Below are 15162 nucleotides of genomic sequence, written 5' to 3'. Positions count from 1 at the left end.
ACATGCGATTCAGCGGCAAGACGGTGATCATCACCGGTGCGGCATCGGGCATCGGCGCGGAAGCTACGCGCCTTTTCGCGAGCGAGGGTGCGACGGTGTTCGCCTCGGACATCGACGATGATGGCGGCAGCAAGCTCGAAAGCGAGACGGACGGGGACGTCCGCTATCGCCATTGCGACGTCTGCTCACCCGAAGACATCCGCAAGCTGATGGATGGCGCGGCCGGTGAAACCGGCGGGATCGACGTGGTCTTCAACAACGCCGGCGCGGGCGGCGCACGCCCGGGCATCGACGAAATCGAGCCCGACGAATGGGATCGCACGATGGACCTGCTGCTGCGTTCGGTGGCGATGGGCATTCGTTATGCGGTTCCGCACATGAAGGGGCGCAAGGGCGCAAGCATCGTCAACGTGTCGAGCGTGGCGGCGGTCGGTCCCGGCTATTCGCCCACCGCCTATGCCGTGGCCAAGGCGGGCGTCCTGCACCTGACGAAGTGCGCGGCGACCGACCTTGCGCAGCACGGCATTCGCGTGAATGCGGTCCAGCCCGGTTTCATCAACACGAACATCTTCACCTCGTCGCTCGAAGTGCCCGAGGAGATGGTCGATACGGCCAAGGCGGCAATCGCGCAGATGTCTTCCAATGCACAGCCGGTGATGCGGGGCGGGCAGCCGCGCGACATTGCCGAGGCAGTGGCCTTCCTTGCCAGCGATGCCGCCGGCTTCATGACCGGCGCATCGATGATCGTCGATGGCGGCATCACGCTCGGACCGAGGCACAGCTGGGATCCGGAAACACCGGGCATGTTCGAAGCCCTTGAAGCCATGGAGAAACAGGCTCAAGGCAACGCCTGATGGCTTTCGTCACCGGTCCCCTGCCCCAACGCCTCAAAGTCATTCACGGCTTTGGCGCTGTTGCATTCGGGGTGAAGGATCTTGGGTTCAGCTTCTTCCTGCTGATCTTCTACAACCAGGTACTCGGCATGGACGCGCGGCTCGTCAGCCTCGCGCTGCTGATCGCCTTGCTCGTCGATGCAGTCGTCGATCCAATCATCGGTAATCTCTCCGATCGCACTTATACGAGGTGGGGCAGGCGCCTGCCGTGGCTCTACCTCGCCCCGGTACCGCTGGCGATTATGTGGGTGCTGCTCTGGCATCCACCCGGCGGCGAGGCACCCAGTTTCCTCGGGCTCATCGCCATTGCGGTTGGTGTGCGTATCCTGCTGTCGGCCTGCGAAGTCCCTTCGATCAGCCTCGTCCCCGAAATCACGCAGGATTACGACGACCGCACCACCCTGTTCCGATACCGGTTCCTGTCCGGATGGCTCGGCGGGATCGTGATGATGATCCTCGCCTACACGGTGTTCATGTCCGGACCGGACGGGTTGCTCCAGAAGGAAGGCTATCTCGGCTTCGGTGCTTTCGGGGCGGCGCTCATGGTGCTGTCGGTCATGGGGTCCGCGCTGGGGCAGCACCGCCTGATCGCGCAATGGCCCGAAAGGCGCCCGCCGCCATTTTCGCTGAGGAACGCCTTCCAGGAAATTTTCGACGCCTTCTCCGAACGCAGCTTCCTGTTCTTCGCGGCCGGAGCGCTGGCAGCATACGTCAACCAGGGCATGACGTTTTCGATCTCGAACTACCTCAATGTCTTCGTCTGGCAGCTCGACCAGCCGCTGATCACAGGCGGTCCCGACTGGTTCACCGGGCTGCTCGGCTATGCGCTGACATTGTTCCTGTCGGTGGTGCTCATGTTCTTCGTGGTTGGACAGATGCACCGCGCATTCGGCAAGGCGAAGAGCGCTGCGATCGGCGCCTATGGCAGCATCGTTCTGGGCCTTGCACCTTATCTCCTGCTGCTGATGGGACTATGGCCGGAGACGGGCAGCGCCGTGTCGACTTTCGCCTTTCTCGGCATGTTGCTCTTTGCCAACATGTTCGGCGTCATCATGATGGTTTCCGCCACCTCGATGATCGCCGAAATCGTCGAGGCATTCGAAGAAAGAACCCACCGGAGGGCGGAAGGCGCGTTCTATTCGGGCAATTGGCTCATCCAGAAATGCGCCACCGGCCTCGGCATCTTCCTGACCGGCCAGATCGTGGCCGCCTCGCAATTGCCCGACGGAGCCCGTGCAGGCGATGTCGACGCATCGGTCCTGACACACATGATCACCTATTACGGCGCTGCGGCCATCGTGCTCGCGATCGTCGCGGCCTTCTGGCTCGGTCGATTCCCGATCAGTCGGGCCGAACACGAGGCGCGTGTCGAGACTTTGACCAAACGCCGCAAGCAGGCGCTTGACGCTGCGGCACGCGGGGACATCGACGCAGGGACCATCGTTCCCTGACAAACTGAAGCAAGAATCCGCTTGGCGAGGCGCTGGCTCCTATGCCAGTTTCGTGAAGCAACCGATTTAGAGAGAGGATTAGAAGATGGATTTCCAGCCCACAGAACGGCAAGCATACTGGCGCGACCGGGTGAAGAGCTTCATCGAGGATCATGTCCGCCCCGCCGTCCCGACCTACAAGGCGCAGGACGCCGAAGGTGACCGCTGGAAGGTCATCCAGGTCGTCGAAGACCTGAAAGCCAAGGCCAAGGCCGAGGGCATCTGGAACCTCTTCATGCCGCCGCGCAACGACGGCCACCACCATGTGGAAGAGACATTCGATTTTGAAGGCCCGGGCCTGACCAATCTCGAATACGCGCTGTGCGCAGAGGAAATGGGCCGCATCGGCTTTGCTTCCGAGGTCTTCAACTGCTCCGCACCCGACACCGGCAACATGGAAGTCTTCCATCGCTACGGCACGCGCGAACAGAAGGACAGGTGGCTCACCCCGCTGATGAACGGCGAAATCCGTTCGGCCTTCCTCATGACCGAGCCTTTCACCGCCTCCTCGGATGCCACCAACATCGAAACCCGCATCGAGCGCGACGGTGACGAATACGTCATCAACGGCCGCAAGTGGTGGTCCTCGGGCGTTGGCGATCCGCGCTGCAAGGTGGCGATCGTCATGGGCAAGACCGATTTCTCGGCAGGTCGCCATGCGCAGCAGTCGATGATCCTGATGCCGATGGATGCGCCGGGCGTGAAGATCCTCCGCCACCTGCCCGTCTTCGGATATGACGATGCACCGCACGGCCATATGGAAGTCGAACTCACGGACGTCCGCGTTCCGGCCACAAACATGCTGCTGGGCGAAGGCCGCGGTTTCGAGATCGCGCAGGGCCGCCTTGGCCCGGGCCGTATCCACCACTGCATGCGCACCATCGGCGTCGCCGAGGAAGCGCTGCACAAGATGTGCAAGCGCCTCCAGGAGCGTGAGGCATTCGGCAAGCCGATCTACAAGCACTCGGTCTGGGAAGAGCGCGTCGCGCGCGCCCGTATCGATATCGACATGACCCGCCTGCTCTGCCTCAAGGCCGCCGACATGATGGACAAGGTCGGCAACAAGGCTGCCAAGCAGGAAATCGCCATGATCAAGGTGCAGGCGCCGAACATGGCGCTGAAGATCATCGACGATGCCATCCAGGCCCATGGCGGTGGCGGCGTGTCGGACGATTACGGCCTCGCCAATGCTTACGCGCACCAGCGCACGCTGCGCCTCGCCGATGGTCCGGACGAGGTTCACGCCCGCTCGATCGCGCGCATGGAGTTTGCCAAGCACATGCCGCAGGAAGGCCCGACCGCCAACGCACTGCGTGACGGCAAGGCACCGAACGACGGCAGTTCGAACCTGAGCTCGGGCGACATGGGAGCGACGCGCTGATGGCTAAGGCTGCAATTCTCGAGCAGGTCGGCGGCCTGACGATCGGCGAGGTCGAACTCGCCGATCCGGCCCCGCACGAGGTCCTCATCGACACCAAGGCCTGCGGGCTTTGCCATTCGGACCTCCACTTCATCGAAGGCACCTACCCGCATCCCCTGCCCGCCATCCCGGGTCACGAGGCTGCAGGCGTCGTGCGCGCGGTCGGCAGCGAAGTGAAGACCGTGAAGCCGGGCGACCATGTCGTGTCGTGCCTCTCCGCCTTCTGCGGCCACTGCGAATTCTGCGTGACCGGCAGGATGGCCCTTTGCATGGGTGCGGACACACGGCGCGGCCAGACTGCGCCGCCGCGCATCACGCGAAACGGTGGCGAGCCGGTTGGCCAGATGCTCAACCTGTCGGCCTTCTGCGAGCAGATGCTGATCCACGAGCACGCCTGTGTCGCAATCGACAAGGATATGCCGCTTGATCGTGCCGCGGTCATCGGCTGCGCCGTGACGACCGGTGCGGGCGCAATCTTCAACGCTTGCTCCGTCGTTCCGGGCGAGACCGTCGCCGTGGTCGGATGCGGCGGCGTGGGCCTTGCCACCATCAACGCTGCCAAGATTGCAGGGGCTGGCAAGGTCATCGCCATCGATCCGCTGCCCGAGAAGCGCGAACTCGCGCAGGTTCTCGGCGCAACGCACACCGTCGATGCCATGGCCGACGATGCCGTCGAGCAGGTGATGAAGATCTCCGGCGGCGGCGTGCATCACGCGATCGAGGCTGTCGGCCGGCAGGCGTCCGCGGACCTCGCGGTCAAGGTCCTTCGTCGTGGGGGCACGGCCACGATCCTCGGTATGATGCCGCTCGACTGCAAGGTCGGCCTCGGCGCGATGGACCTGCTTTCGGGCAAGAAGCTGCAGGGTGCGATCATGGGGATGAACCACTTCCCGGTCGACCTGCCGCGCCTCGTGGATTTCTACATGCGCGGCCTGCTCGACCTCGATACGATCATCGCAGAGCGAATCCCGCTCGAGCAGATCAACGAGGGCTTCGAAAAGATGAAGGGCGGCCATTCCGCCCGCAGCGTGGTGGTGTTCGACTGATGAGCGAAACAGGCATGCCCGAAATCGATTTCGACAAGGAAATGGTCGGCACCATCGACGTGCCCGAGCGCGACCAGCTCGACATGGACAAGCTGACAGCCTGGTTCGAAGCCAATGTCGATGGCTTCGAAGGCCCGATCTCCTATTCGAAGTTCAAGGGCGGCCAGTCGAATCCGACCTACCGGATCGACACCCCCGGCCGCTCTTACGTCCTCCGGCGCCAGCCCTTCGGCAAATTGCTGCCGAGCGCGCATGCGGTGGACCGTGAATACAAGGCCATGCACGCGCTCGGGCCGACGGGCTTCCCTGTGCCCAAGACTTACGGGCTTTGCGAAGATCCGGAGGTCATTGGTTCGAAGTTCTTCGTCATGGGACTGGCCGATGGCCGCTCGCTGTGGAACGGCTCGCTGCCGAACAACACGCCCGAAGAACGCCGCGAAATCTACAATGCCATGATCGACACCATGGCCGAGCTCCACCTGCGCAAGCCGGACGAGATCGGCCTCGGCGACTACGGGAAGCCGACCGACTATTGCGCGCGCCAGATCGCGCGGTGGTCGAAGCAGTACAAGCTCTCCGAAACCGAGCACATGCCCAAGATGGAGCGGCTGATCGAATGGCTGCCGCAGACCATCCCGCCGCAGCATGAAAGCAGCGTCGTCCACGGCGACTATCGCCTCGACAACATGATTTTCGAGAAGGACGAGAACAAGGTCCTCGCCGTGCTCGACTGGGAGCTGTCGACGCTCGGCGATCCGATCGCGGATTTCAGCTATCTCATGCTCAACTGGCACAACCCGCATGACGGGCGTGCCGGCCTCGAGGGCCTCGACCTGGAAGAGCTTGGCATCCCTTCGCAGGACGAGGCGGTCGAGCGTTATGTCGCGAAGACCGGCTATCCGGTTCCGCCGATGGACTGGTATTTCGCCTACAACCTCTTCCGGCTTGCAGGGATCATGCAGGGCATCAAGAAGCGCGTGATCGACGGCACCGCGTCTTCCGCCCACGCCAAATCGATGAGCGAACGTGTCGGACCGCTGGTCGACCGCGCCTATGAATTCGCGGTCGCGGCAGGGATGGATTAGGGTCCAGAGTTCCGGCCCGCAGTGGTCTAGACGGAGCGAATTTGGTTGCGCAGCTAGGCGCGAGAAGCGCGCGATGCCTTAGCATCGTTAGCGACGAGCAACGCTGCTGCGTAAGCAAATTCGCCCGCCGCCTTCGGCGGTCGCCCGGAAAAACTTGTTGGGCAGCGTCGTTTGCTTGCGCGTAGCAATTGCTACGCGACAGCGCAGCACTCCTTGCCAACAAGTTTTTCCGGGCGATCTAGATCATTGCGGGCCGGGGCTCTGGACCCTCGCGCGCCCACGCTGCTAACGACCGCTCCGCAAGTTCAAACGGAGACCAGCATGAGCGCCGACCTCGAAAACCGCATCGAAGCCGCGTGGGAAGACCGCGCCAACGTCACGCCGCAGTCGAGCGACGTGCGCGAAGCGGTCAATGCAGCGCTGGCGATGCTCGACAGCGGTGAAGGCCGCGTGGCCGAGCCCGACGGCAAGGGTGGCTGGATCGTCAACCAGTGGCTCAAGAAAGCCGTGCTCCTGTCGTTCCGTCTCAACGACAACCGCGTGATGGACGGCGGCAGCGCAGGCCATCCGGCCTTCGACAAGGTGCCGGGCAAGTTTGCCGGTTGGGACGATGCCCGTTTCCGTGAGGCGGGCTTCCGCGTCGTGCCGGGGGCCGTGGCCCGCGAAGGCGCCTATATTGCGCCGGGCTGCGTGCTGATGCCCAGCTTCGTCAACATCGGCGCCTATGTCGGCAAGGGCACCATGGTCGATACCTGGGCCAGCATCGGCTCCTGCGCGCAGATCGGCGAGAACTGCCATATCTCGGCCGGCGCAGGCATCGGCGGCGTGCTCGAACCGATGCAGGCCAACCCCACCATCATCGGCGACAATTGCTTCATCGGCGCGCGCAGCGAAATCGTCGAAGGCGTGATCGTCGGCGAAGGCTGCGTGGTCTCGATGGGTGTCTTCATCACCCAGTCGACCAAGATCGTCTACCGCGACACGGGCGAGGTCATCCGTGGGCACCTGCCGCCTTTTTCGGTGGTCGTGCCAGGCACCCTGCCCGGCAAGAACGGCGGCCCCGGCCTTGCCTGCGCCGTGATCGTCAAGACCGTCGATGCGCAGACCCGCGAAAAGACCGGTATCAACGATCTTTTGCGCGATTGATTGTGGTCAGGGAAGGCGGAACATTGTACCTTCCTGGCCGTAGGATTGGCTAAACGCTGCGGGATCGCGGCCATAGGGAGTATTTTACGTGCACAAAGAAGGCGATGAAATTCACGTCACCGACACCGAAGCAAGCGGCGGCTCGAAAGAGGGCGTGGTGCGCTGGGTGTTGGCCGGTGGCCTGATCCTGGCTGTCCTCCTGATGTCGATCGTCTGGATCATACCCGCCATGACCCAGGGCGATGTAGAGGAAGAAGCCACGGTGAGCGGCGAAATCCGGTCGATGGACGAAGAGGCTGACGGCACGGACAGCATCGTCGGAGTGCCGGACGAAGGCGACGATGCTGGCGTCGACAATCTCGAGGACAAGACCACCACCCGAGACGGTATCAGCGTCATCGAAAATTGAACTCTGCGACTGGCAGGGGCATAGCTTCGCCAGTCTGCGGAACACATTCAGGCATCATCGGGTTACTATTGCAGACACGATTGCAGGAGTAACCCGATGAGCAATTCCAACAGCTTCCAGACCGACCAATACGTCAAATGGAACTGGGGCGACGGCGAAGGCAAGGGCCAGATCAAGGAGCGTTTCGAACGCGAGGTAACCCGCACCCTTCAGGGTACCGAGGTCACCAAGGACGGTGACGGAGACAATCCGGCCTACCTGATCAAGCAGGAAGACGGCGACGAAGTGCTCAAGCGCGGCAGCGAACTCGAAGCGCAGGACTAACGCCATGCCCAAAGCGACCAGCAAGGCGCAGCAACAGGCTGCAGGAGCTGCCCTGTCGGCTAAAAGGGGCGAGACTTCGAAAAGCGACCTTCAGGGCGCCTCGAAGCAGATGTACGAATCCATGACCGAGGACGAGCTGGAGGAAATGGCCTCCACCGACCGTTCCGACCTGCCCGAAACGGCCGATGACGACTAATCCCAGCTGCGCCTAGCGATCAGTCCTTGGGGTCGCGGTCTGCGCCTGCCGGATATTCGATCGGCGCCGCACCCGACTGGCTGGCGGCATAGGCTTCCGCCTCGCGCATCACGCGCAGCATGTTGCGCATCGAGATCTTTTCGAGATCCGCCTGCGAATAGCCGCGCCGCGCAAGCTCTTCGAATAGAGCCGGATAGCCGGTGACATCTTCCATCCCGACCGGCCCGTGCGGCATGCCGTCATAATCCCCGCCGATGCCGATGTGATCGATCCCCGCTACTTCGCGGATGTGGTCGATATGATCGGCCATGTCGGAAATCGTCGAGACGGGCTCGCGGTTCTCGGCATCCCATTTCGCCATGAGCGCTTCGACTTCGTCCGGGAGGCCGGCGTAAAGCGCCTCGAGCCGGGCCTGTTCGGCGGCACGGTTGGCGGCGTGGTTGCGCAGGTCTTCGTTGATGAACCACGGCAGTGCGACGACCATCACGATACCGCCATTCAACGGGAGTCGCTCGAGCACGCTGTCCGGTACGTTGCGCAGGTGACCGGTCACGGCGCGCGCGCCCGAGTGGCTGAAAATCACCGGTGCGCGGGCGACGTCCAGCGCGTCGTGCATCGCTGCTTCGCTGACATGGCTCAGGTCCACCAGCATGCCGATGCGGTTCATCTCGCGCACGACGTCCATGCCGAATTCGTTCAATCCGCCATGGCGCGGCGCATCGGTCGCGCTATCCGCCCAGTCGAGTGTGCGCCCGTGGGTCAGCGTCATGTAGCGCGCGCCAAGATCATACATCTGGCGCAGCACGGCGAGGCTGTTGCCGATCGAATGGCCGCCTTCCATCCCCATCAGCGATGCGATCCTGCCATTGGCAATGGCGTCCTCCACATCATCGGCAGTCAGCGCGAGCTGCAGCGCATCGGGGTTCTGAGCGATCAGGCGCTTGGTGACGTCGATCTGTTCCAGCGTCATCTGGACAGCCTCGGGCTCGTCCAGCGATGCGCTCACATAGACCGACCACCATTGCGCCCCGACCTTGCCCTGGCGCAGGCGGACGATGTCGCTGTGCATGGCCTTGCGCTCGGCAGTCTCGGTATCCAGCGTGTCGACGAAATCGAAATCGCCGATCTCGTTGCCAAAGCGGGCGCGCAGCTGGATCGGAACATCGTTATGCCCGTCCCAGACGGGTGCGGCTTCCAGCGCGGCCGCCGCGACTTCTTCGGGCGTTTCCTGCGCGGCAAGAGGGGACGCAGCGAGGCCGAAGGCGGCAAGTACGGCGAAACGATAGCTGGTGGACACGCGAATTCTCTCCCGTTCGGAACCCTGGGGCTTTTCGATGGCTCTTCTAACGAAAGCGCTGGCAATGGAAAGGGACAGCACATGACCGTCGTGGCCCGGTGGAACGGGGAAGAGATCGCCCGCAGCGACAACACCGTCGTGGTGGAAGGGAACCACTATTTTCCCGCCTCCGATGTTGCCCGCAGCGCCCTCACCCCAAGCGAGAAAACCACATTCTGCCCATGGAAGGGAACGGCGCAGTATCATTCGGTGAATGCGGGCGGGGCGATCAACGAAGACGCCGCCTGGTATTACCCCTCGCCCAAGGAAAAGGCGGCCCAGATCAAGGATCGCATAGCTTTCTGGAACGGCGTCGAGGTCACCGAAGAGTGATCCGTATCGCGCTGTGCTGGCTGCTGGCGGCCTTCTATGCGCTGGCAGGATATGCCCATATCGCAAATCCCGAGCCCTTCCTCACGATCATGCCGGAATGGGTCCCCGCTCCTGAGGCGGTCGTGCTGTGGACCGGAATAGCAGAGCTGATCGGCGCAGCAGCGCTGGTCCAGCCGTGGTCCGTGAATTTGAAGAAAGCGGGCGCAATCGGCCTCGCGCTGTACGCATTCTGCGTCTTCCCCGCGAATATCAATCATTTCGCCATGGATATGGCGCGCGATAGCGGGGGACTTGGGCTTGCCTATCACATACCGCGCATGATCGCGCAGCCCGTGCTTGTCTGGCTGGCCCTGTGGGTCGGCGGCGTCACGGACTGGCCGTGGCGCCGCCGCTCCGCATAATTACGACATGTGCTTCGAGACGGCACCGGTCATCTTGAACATGGAAATCTGTTCCTTGCCGATGACTGCGCCGAGCTTGTCGTCGGGATTGATCATGCGCTTGTCCTTCGAATCCTGAAGGTTGTTCGCCTTGATGTGATCCCACACTTTCGACGTGACCTGGGCGCGGGTCATGGGACCCTTGCCGACCACGTTCTCAAGCTGCGGCGAAAGATTCACCGGCTTCTGCAGTGCGTTGTTCTTGCCAGCCATTTCAGGTTCCTTTCAGTTGGCTAATCTTATCATTAATCTTCGATATCGAAGTCTTCTGCGTCCAGCTCCTCGACCTCGTGCCCTTCGAAACGGGCAGCAAGGATCGCGGCAGCCGTGACGTGTCCCTTGATGTTCTTGACCAGCTCTTCATGCGTCGCGCCGGGCATCAGCGTCATCGGCAGGTCGAGCGCAAAGAGCTGGAATACGTAGGTATGTTCGACGCCCAGCGGAGGATCGGGCAGGAGCCATTCGGAATTGCCCTGGCCATTCTTGCCGGTGCGCGGCGGAGCCTCGCCTTCGAACAGAGCGCCCTTTTGGCCCTTGAGGCCCCATACGAGCCAGTGGACCTTGCCGTCGGTCGTGTCCTCGACGACCAGTGCGAGCTCCTGCGTACCCGGAGGGGGAGCGGTCCATTCAAGCGGAGGCGCGACCGCATCGTCTTCAATTGCGGTGAAGCTGGGATCGAGTTCGCCGCCGTGGCGGAAGGCCGGACTGCTAAGCGCGAAACCGGATTTGCCGAGCAACTTTTCCTCGGCGACTTCGCCGAAGGTAAGCGGCTTTGCGACTGCGCTTCCGACTGCCTGCTGGACCCAAGAGGGTACACCCGTACTCAATTCTTTACTCCAAGATTCTCGCGCCAATCTGCGCATTGGGTGGGCAAGCTAGGCATAGCGATCCGCAAATTGCTATGGCGCAGGGGGCAATTTGCACCGTTTTCACGTCGAAACCGCCCTGTTTTCCACCGAAAGCACCCAGGAGAGGGCATCATTTGACAATTCGGTTGCTCACCATGTGTTCATTGGGCAGTCTTATCCCACCGAATTCCTCCGTGAAAACCAGGCGCGGAGAGGGGAGAACAGGTATGAAATCGGGTCGCGCATTCCTTTCAGCAACGCTTGCCCTGTCGCTTGCCGCCTGCGGTGGCGGAGACAGTTCCGGAGGGGGAACCTTCGGCGGCGGTAGCGGAGGTGGCGGTGTCGGCGGCGCAGCCTGCTCCTTATCGGAACGCCAGGACTGGGCACTTTCGGTGCTGGAGGATTGGTATCTGTTCCCCGACCTGCTCGATACCAGCGTCGATAAGTCGGCCTACAACGACCTGCAGAGCTACCTCAATGCAGTCACTGCGCCGGGCAATGCGGTGTTCGATCCGGACGGCATCGGCAAGACTTTCACCTTCATCACCTCGATCGAGGAAGAAAACGATCTCATCGCCAATGGATCGAACGCCGGCTTTGGCATCCGCCTGATCTACGACACGGTAAACAATCGCGTTTTCGTCGCCGAGGCCTTCGAGAATGCGCCCGCGTTTTCGCAGGGTTTCGATCGAGGCACCGAACTGCTCCAGATCGAAGGCCAGTCGGTTTCCAGCCTGATGGCAAGCGGTGGTCCGGCAGCTGTCAGCCAGGCGCTCGGCCCCTCCGATCCGGGGGTGACGCGTAGCTTCGTGATCCAGAGCCCGACCGGCGTGCAACAGAATGTCACGGTAACCAAAGCCGAATATTCGCTCGACCCGCTATCCGACCGCTATGGCGCGGTCATCCTGAACGACGGGACCGAGGACGTGGCTTACATCAATTTGCGCACATTCATTGTGCGGGATGCCGGCCCCCAGCTGCAAGAAGCCTTCCAGCAGTTCCGCAACCAGGGGATCGAAAAGGTGATCCTCGACTTTCGCTACAATGGCGGCGGCCTTGTCGATGTGGCAAATCTGCTTGGCGATCTCTTGGGTGAAGGTCTCGAGGGGCAGGTATTCTCCGATACCAATTACCGCTCTAGCAAATCGAGCAATGATCGCAGACATCTGTTCCAGGAACGCCCCGAACAGATCCAGACCATGAAGCTCGCCGTGATCGGACGCTTGGGCACGGCTTCGGCCAGCGAACTCGTTGCGAATTCGATGATCCCCTACCTGGGCAACAATATCGCTCTCATCGGCGAAGATACCTATGGCAAACCGGTGGGCCAGGATGGCTTCGACCGCTCTGCTTGCGATGATCGCCTTCGCGCGGTCACCTTCCGTACGGTGAATGCCGATGGCGATGGTGACTATTATGGCGGCCTGGCGAGCGTCATGCCGAACACCTGCCGGGCGGGCGACGATATTTTCACGCAGCTCGGCGATCCGAACGAAGCTTCGATCTCGGTCGCACTCGATTTCCTTGCCGGACGCAGCTGCACGGCCATCACCGCCAAGGATGACACCGCTGCGCAGCGCACGAGCACAAGGCAATTGTTGCAGCCTGCAATTCCCAATGTAGTCCAGCACGAGAACCCTGGCGTCTATTAAGGTTAAGGGCCAGACTGATGCGCGAACACACGAGCTTTGCCCAGTTCTGGCCCTTCTACCTGCGCGAGCATTCGAAGCCCGCGACACGGGCCCTGCACTACTTCGGCACCTCGCTGGTCGTCGTGATCGCGATCGCCGCGGCGCTGACCGGCACGTGGTGGATGTTCGTCGCGCTGCCGGTGGCAGGCTACTTCTTTGCCTGGATCGCGCATTTCGGGGTCGAGAAGAACCGTCCCGCGACCTTCACCTACCCCTTGTGGAGCCTAGCTGCGGATTTCCGCATGTGGTGGCTGTGGCTGACCGGACGGCTTGGCCCCGAACTCGAAAAGGCGGGCGTCGAAAGCTAGCCCAGCGCGATCAGGAAGGTCAGCACGCCCAGCCCGATCGATAGCGGCACGCGAAGGCTGAGCCACCAGCGCGGGGCGAGGCTGCTCAGCCTCCCGTCGACCGCGAGCGCGACGAGCAGCGCACCTCCGAGCATCATCAGCGACGGTTCCGCGCCCGTATAACCGAGTGCGAACGGCGCGAGGGCGGCCAGCGCGACGAGGCTTGGAAGCACGGCTGCGAGCCACAGCCAGCCAAGCGCGGACCGTCTCTCGGCAGCGGGCGCTCCGGCGGCGAGGCCCCACCATGTGCCGCCCAGGAAGCTGAGGATCAGCGCAGCATAGAGCGCAGCTGTAACGAGTGCCGTCTCCCGCCACTCCGCCGGACCGAGATAGACCGCGAGCAGGCAGGCGATCTGCGGCAGCAGGCCGGCAAGCCCGAGCAATCGTGCACGTGAAGGGACCTCACGCATTGCGTTTCTCCTTCAAGAGGAACCAGGCGAAACCGATGGCGAACAGCAAATCGCCTGCGACGATAAGTCCGATCGCGGCCTCCCCGTTCCCGAACCAGTTCTGGGGTGCGAGCATCGCGACCACCATCCCCTTACCGACGATCCCTGCGACCAGCACCGGCGCAAACCGCCTCGGGTCGCGCGCCACGAGGGCGTAGACGATGCCGAAGCAGAAGATAAGCACCGCCCCCACCGCGTCGGGCGAAGCCCAGCGGGCATCGAAGAATGCGCCGAGGCCGATCACGATATTGTACGCGGAAGCCGCCCAGAAAAACGCCTTCCAGCCTGGCCCGGCCGGCGAAGCTTCGCTCACGGGTTCTCGGGTCCGGCAATACCCTGAACGTCGGTATAGGCACAGCCATTGCGCTGGTTGCCGCCAAGCAGCAGGGTCGCGGTATAGGGATAGGTCCGGTCGCTCATCCCGTCGGAGCAGTCCCCGGGCGTAATGGTAAGATCGAACGGAGCGCCCATGATTGCGCCAGTAAAGCCCAGTCCGTTGTTGCCCGCGAACCTTTGGACAGCGAACGCGGTGCCATCCGGGTTTTCCGGTGTCGAATAGCGCGCCTCGGTGCCGGAAATCTCGCCTCCCCAGAACGGTTCGGTTCCGGTGAAATGGATTGTCTCCTCCGCGCCGATCGCATCGAATGCGTCGGTCGGGCCGGAACCCGGCTCTCCGTCGCCAGACTGGCATGCCGAAAGCGATATGGATGCGGCCGCGAGGACAAGGGCTTGTCTGATCATTCGCTGTGGTCTCCGTGGTGTTTCCTGATGAACGCGGCCGTCTCCTTCAGGGCCTTCCGCCCCTCGGGGACGGGTAGCAGCATCCAGACATGGAACATGCGCTCGTACTCGCGGTAGATGTAGTCCCTGTGGCCGACTTGCTCCAGCCTTTGGGCCAGCCGTTGCCCGTCGACCAGCAGGATGTCGGACGTGCCGGAAAAGATCGCCATCGGAGGCAGGCCGTCGAGTTTGCCGAACAGCGGGCTGACGCGGGTGTCGTCGAGCGGGAGCGAGCCTGCATAGAGCCTGCCGCATGCTTCCAGCCCCGCGACCGCCAGCATCCGGTCGCGCTTCTCGATTTCCTTCTGCCCCTCTCCCGACGCGGTCGCATCGACCCAGGGCGAGAATAGCACGAGGCTTGCCGGAAGGTCGCCGCCGTCCGCGTCGATCTTCTGCGCAAGCGCGAGCGACATCCCACCGCCTGCACTGTCTCCCATGACAGTCAGATTGTCTGCGCCATAGCGTTCCGCCAGCCCGGCATAGAGCGAGCGCATGGCGGCCATCGTCCGCTCGGCCGTGACCTCGGGGGCCAAGGGATAGATCGGGACGGTCGCCGAAGCTCTCAGCTCTTCGCACAGCCACGCCACGGCGTCCCAGTGAACCGCCGCGATATCCATGACGTATCCGCCGCCGTGCAAATACATCAGATGCGGCGCGCCGGGCCGTGCGCCGCCCTTCGGTGCAATCGTCACCACCGGATAACCGTGCGAGCTATCCTCGGAAATGTCGAAGGTCTTGTGCCACTTGCCGCGCGGGCGGATCGGTTTCTGCTCGCGAAGTTTCGCGATACGGCCGAGGAGCTTGTCGGGCTCGGCGAAGAACTTCCTGATGCCGAGCAATGGCAGGGCGAAATCGACAAGGCGGGCGCGGATGCTGACTATGGCTGGTCTCCCTTTGCGCGAGCGCAACCTAGCGGGACGCGGCGCGCG

The 15162-nt window shown here is 62.7% G+C and carries 20 protein-coding genes; 13 read left to right on the top strand and 7 right to left on the bottom strand.

Annotated features, from left to right (window positions below; all coding sequences use genetic code 11):
• Nucleotides 1–2: 2 nt before the first annotated feature.
• From K3136_RS10550 to K3136_RS10510, 9 genes are all read left to right on the top strand, one after another.
• The gene (locus K3136_RS10550; RefSeq protein ID WP_221430274.1) at nucleotides 3–854 is read left to right on the top strand and encodes an SDR family NAD(P)-dependent oxidoreductase; all 852 of its coding nucleotides are present in this window, start codon (nucleotides 3–5) and stop codon (nucleotides 852–854) included.
• A complete protein-coding gene (locus K3136_RS10545) occupies nucleotides 854–2344 on the top strand; it encodes an MFS transporter (protein ID WP_221430273.1) in 1491 nt (496 codons plus the stop codon). Before K3136_RS10550 ends, K3136_RS10545 begins: the two co-directional genes overlap by 1 nt.
• Nucleotides 2345–2429: 85 nt before the next feature.
• Nucleotides 2430–3764, top strand: coding sequence for an acyl-CoA dehydrogenase family protein (locus tag K3136_RS10540; RefSeq protein ID WP_221430272.1), 1335 nt, complete (start codon nucleotides 2430–2432; stop codon nucleotides 3762–3764).
• Nucleotides 3764–4849 (top strand): Zn-dependent alcohol dehydrogenase, encoded by a 1086-nt coding sequence (locus K3136_RS10535; RefSeq protein WP_221430271.1) that lies wholly within the window; start codon nucleotides 3764–3766, stop codon nucleotides 4847–4849. Before K3136_RS10540 ends, K3136_RS10535 begins: the two co-directional genes overlap by 1 nt.
• Nucleotides 4849–5934, top strand: coding sequence for a phosphotransferase family protein (locus K3136_RS10530; RefSeq protein WP_247711331.1), 1086 nt, complete (start codon nucleotides 4849–4851; stop codon nucleotides 5932–5934). Before K3136_RS10535 ends, K3136_RS10530 begins: the two co-directional genes overlap by 1 nt.
• 321 nt (nucleotides 5935–6255) lie before the next feature.
• Nucleotides 6256–7080 carry a 2,3,4,5-tetrahydropyridine-2,6-dicarboxylate N-succinyltransferase gene (gene dapD / locus K3136_RS10525; RefSeq protein ID WP_221430270.1) on the top strand — a complete coding sequence of 275 codons (825 nt, stop codon included), beginning with the start codon at nucleotides 6256–6258 and terminating at the stop codon, nucleotides 7078–7080.
• A gap of 88 nt (nucleotides 7081–7168) precedes the next feature.
• On the top strand, nucleotides 7169–7489 hold the full coding sequence (locus K3136_RS10520; protein ID WP_221430269.1) for a hypothetical protein: 321 nt from the start codon (nucleotides 7169–7171) through the stop codon (nucleotides 7487–7489).
• A gap of 96 nt (nucleotides 7490–7585) precedes the next feature.
• Nucleotides 7586–7813: a hypervirulence associated TUDOR domain-containing protein gene (locus K3136_RS10515; protein ID WP_221430268.1), complete on the top strand. Its 228-nt coding sequence runs from the start codon at nucleotides 7586–7588 to the stop codon at nucleotides 7811–7813.
• A gap of 4 nt (nucleotides 7814–7817) precedes the next feature.
• On the top strand, nucleotides 7818–8009 hold the full coding sequence (locus K3136_RS10510; RefSeq protein WP_221430267.1) for a DUF3008 family protein: 192 nt from the start codon (nucleotides 7818–7820) through the stop codon (nucleotides 8007–8009).
• Nucleotides 8010–8028: 19 nt separating this feature from the next.
• On the opposite strand, the gene K3136_RS10505 is transcribed toward K3136_RS10510, so the two are convergent.
• Nucleotides 8029–9306: a dipeptidase gene (locus tag K3136_RS10505; RefSeq protein WP_425594354.1), complete on the bottom strand. Its 1278-nt coding sequence runs from the start codon at nucleotides 9304–9306 to the stop codon at nucleotides 8029–8031.
• Between the two features lie 81 nt (nucleotides 9307–9387).
• Here K3136_RS10505 and K3136_RS10500 point away from each other — a divergent pair, with 81 nt between their 5' ends.
• Together K3136_RS10500 and K3136_RS10495 are read left to right on the top strand one after the other, a co-directional pair.
• Nucleotides 9388–9678 (top strand): DUF427 domain-containing protein, encoded by a 291-nt coding sequence (locus K3136_RS10500; RefSeq protein WP_221430266.1) that lies wholly within the window; start codon nucleotides 9388–9390, stop codon nucleotides 9676–9678.
• The gene (locus K3136_RS10495) at nucleotides 9675–10079 is read left to right on the top strand and encodes a DoxX family protein (protein ID WP_221430265.1); all 405 of its coding nucleotides are present in this window, start codon (nucleotides 9675–9677) and stop codon (nucleotides 10077–10079) included. Before K3136_RS10500 ends, K3136_RS10495 begins: the two co-directional genes overlap by 4 nt.
• Here K3136_RS10495 and K3136_RS10490 read toward each other — a convergent pair whose 3' ends face one another.
• Complete coding sequence (locus K3136_RS10490; RefSeq protein WP_221430264.1) at nucleotides 10080–10331, bottom strand: SWIB/MDM2 domain-containing protein; 252 nt, start codon at nucleotides 10329–10331, stop codon at nucleotides 10080–10082.
• A 32-nt stretch (nucleotides 10332–10363) separates the two neighbouring features.
• On the bottom strand, nucleotides 10364–10945 hold the full coding sequence (locus tag K3136_RS10485; protein WP_247711330.1) for a YbhB/YbcL family Raf kinase inhibitor-like protein: 582 nt from the start codon (nucleotides 10943–10945) through the stop codon (nucleotides 10364–10366).
• 248 nt (nucleotides 10946–11193) lie between these two features.
• On the opposite strand from K3136_RS10485, the gene K3136_RS10480 reads away from it, so the two are divergent.
• Both K3136_RS10480 and K3136_RS10475 read left to right on the top strand, forming a co-directional pair.
• Complete coding sequence (locus K3136_RS10480) at nucleotides 11194–12618, top strand: S41 family peptidase (protein WP_221430262.1); 1425 nt, start codon at nucleotides 11194–11196, stop codon at nucleotides 12616–12618.
• A gap of 17 nt (nucleotides 12619–12635) precedes the next feature.
• Nucleotides 12636–12965, top strand: coding sequence for an Mpo1-like protein (locus K3136_RS10475; protein ID WP_221430261.1), 330 nt, complete (start codon nucleotides 12636–12638; stop codon nucleotides 12963–12965).
• On the opposite strand, the gene K3136_RS10470 is transcribed toward K3136_RS10475, so the two are convergent.
• The 4 genes from K3136_RS10470 to K3136_RS10455 are packed head-to-tail and all read right to left on the bottom strand — an operon-like array spanning nucleotide 12962 to nucleotide 15141.
• Entirely contained in the window at nucleotides 12962–13414 is a 453-nt protein-coding gene (locus K3136_RS10470) for a DUF3429 domain-containing protein (RefSeq protein ID WP_221430260.1), read from the bottom strand. The two genes, K3136_RS10475 and K3136_RS10470, sit on opposite strands and share 4 nt — an antisense overlap.
• Entirely contained in the window at nucleotides 13407–13766 is a 360-nt protein-coding gene (locus K3136_RS10465) for a hypothetical protein (protein ID WP_221430259.1), read from the bottom strand. Before K3136_RS10465 ends, K3136_RS10470 begins: the two co-directional genes overlap by 8 nt.
• A complete protein-coding gene (locus K3136_RS10460; protein WP_221430258.1) occupies nucleotides 13763–14194 on the bottom strand; it encodes a COG3650 family protein in 432 nt (143 codons plus the stop codon). The genes K3136_RS10465 and K3136_RS10460 overlap by 4 nt, the downstream gene beginning before the upstream one ends.
• Nucleotides 14191–15141, bottom strand: a complete 951-nt coding sequence (locus tag K3136_RS10455) for an alpha/beta hydrolase fold domain-containing protein (RefSeq protein WP_247711329.1) — start codon at nucleotides 15139–15141, stop codon at nucleotides 14191–14193. Before K3136_RS10455 ends, K3136_RS10460 begins: the two co-directional genes overlap by 4 nt.
• Nucleotides 15142–15162: the final 21 nt, after the last annotated feature.

The organism is Qipengyuania gelatinilytica (assembly GCF_019711315.1).
GTDB lineage: Bacteria > Pseudomonadota > Alphaproteobacteria > Sphingomonadales > Sphingomonadaceae > Qipengyuania > Qipengyuania gelatinilytica.
The sequence above is the reverse complement of the archived record's forward strand: the minus strand, read 5'-3'. Positions and strand labels throughout refer to the sequence as shown.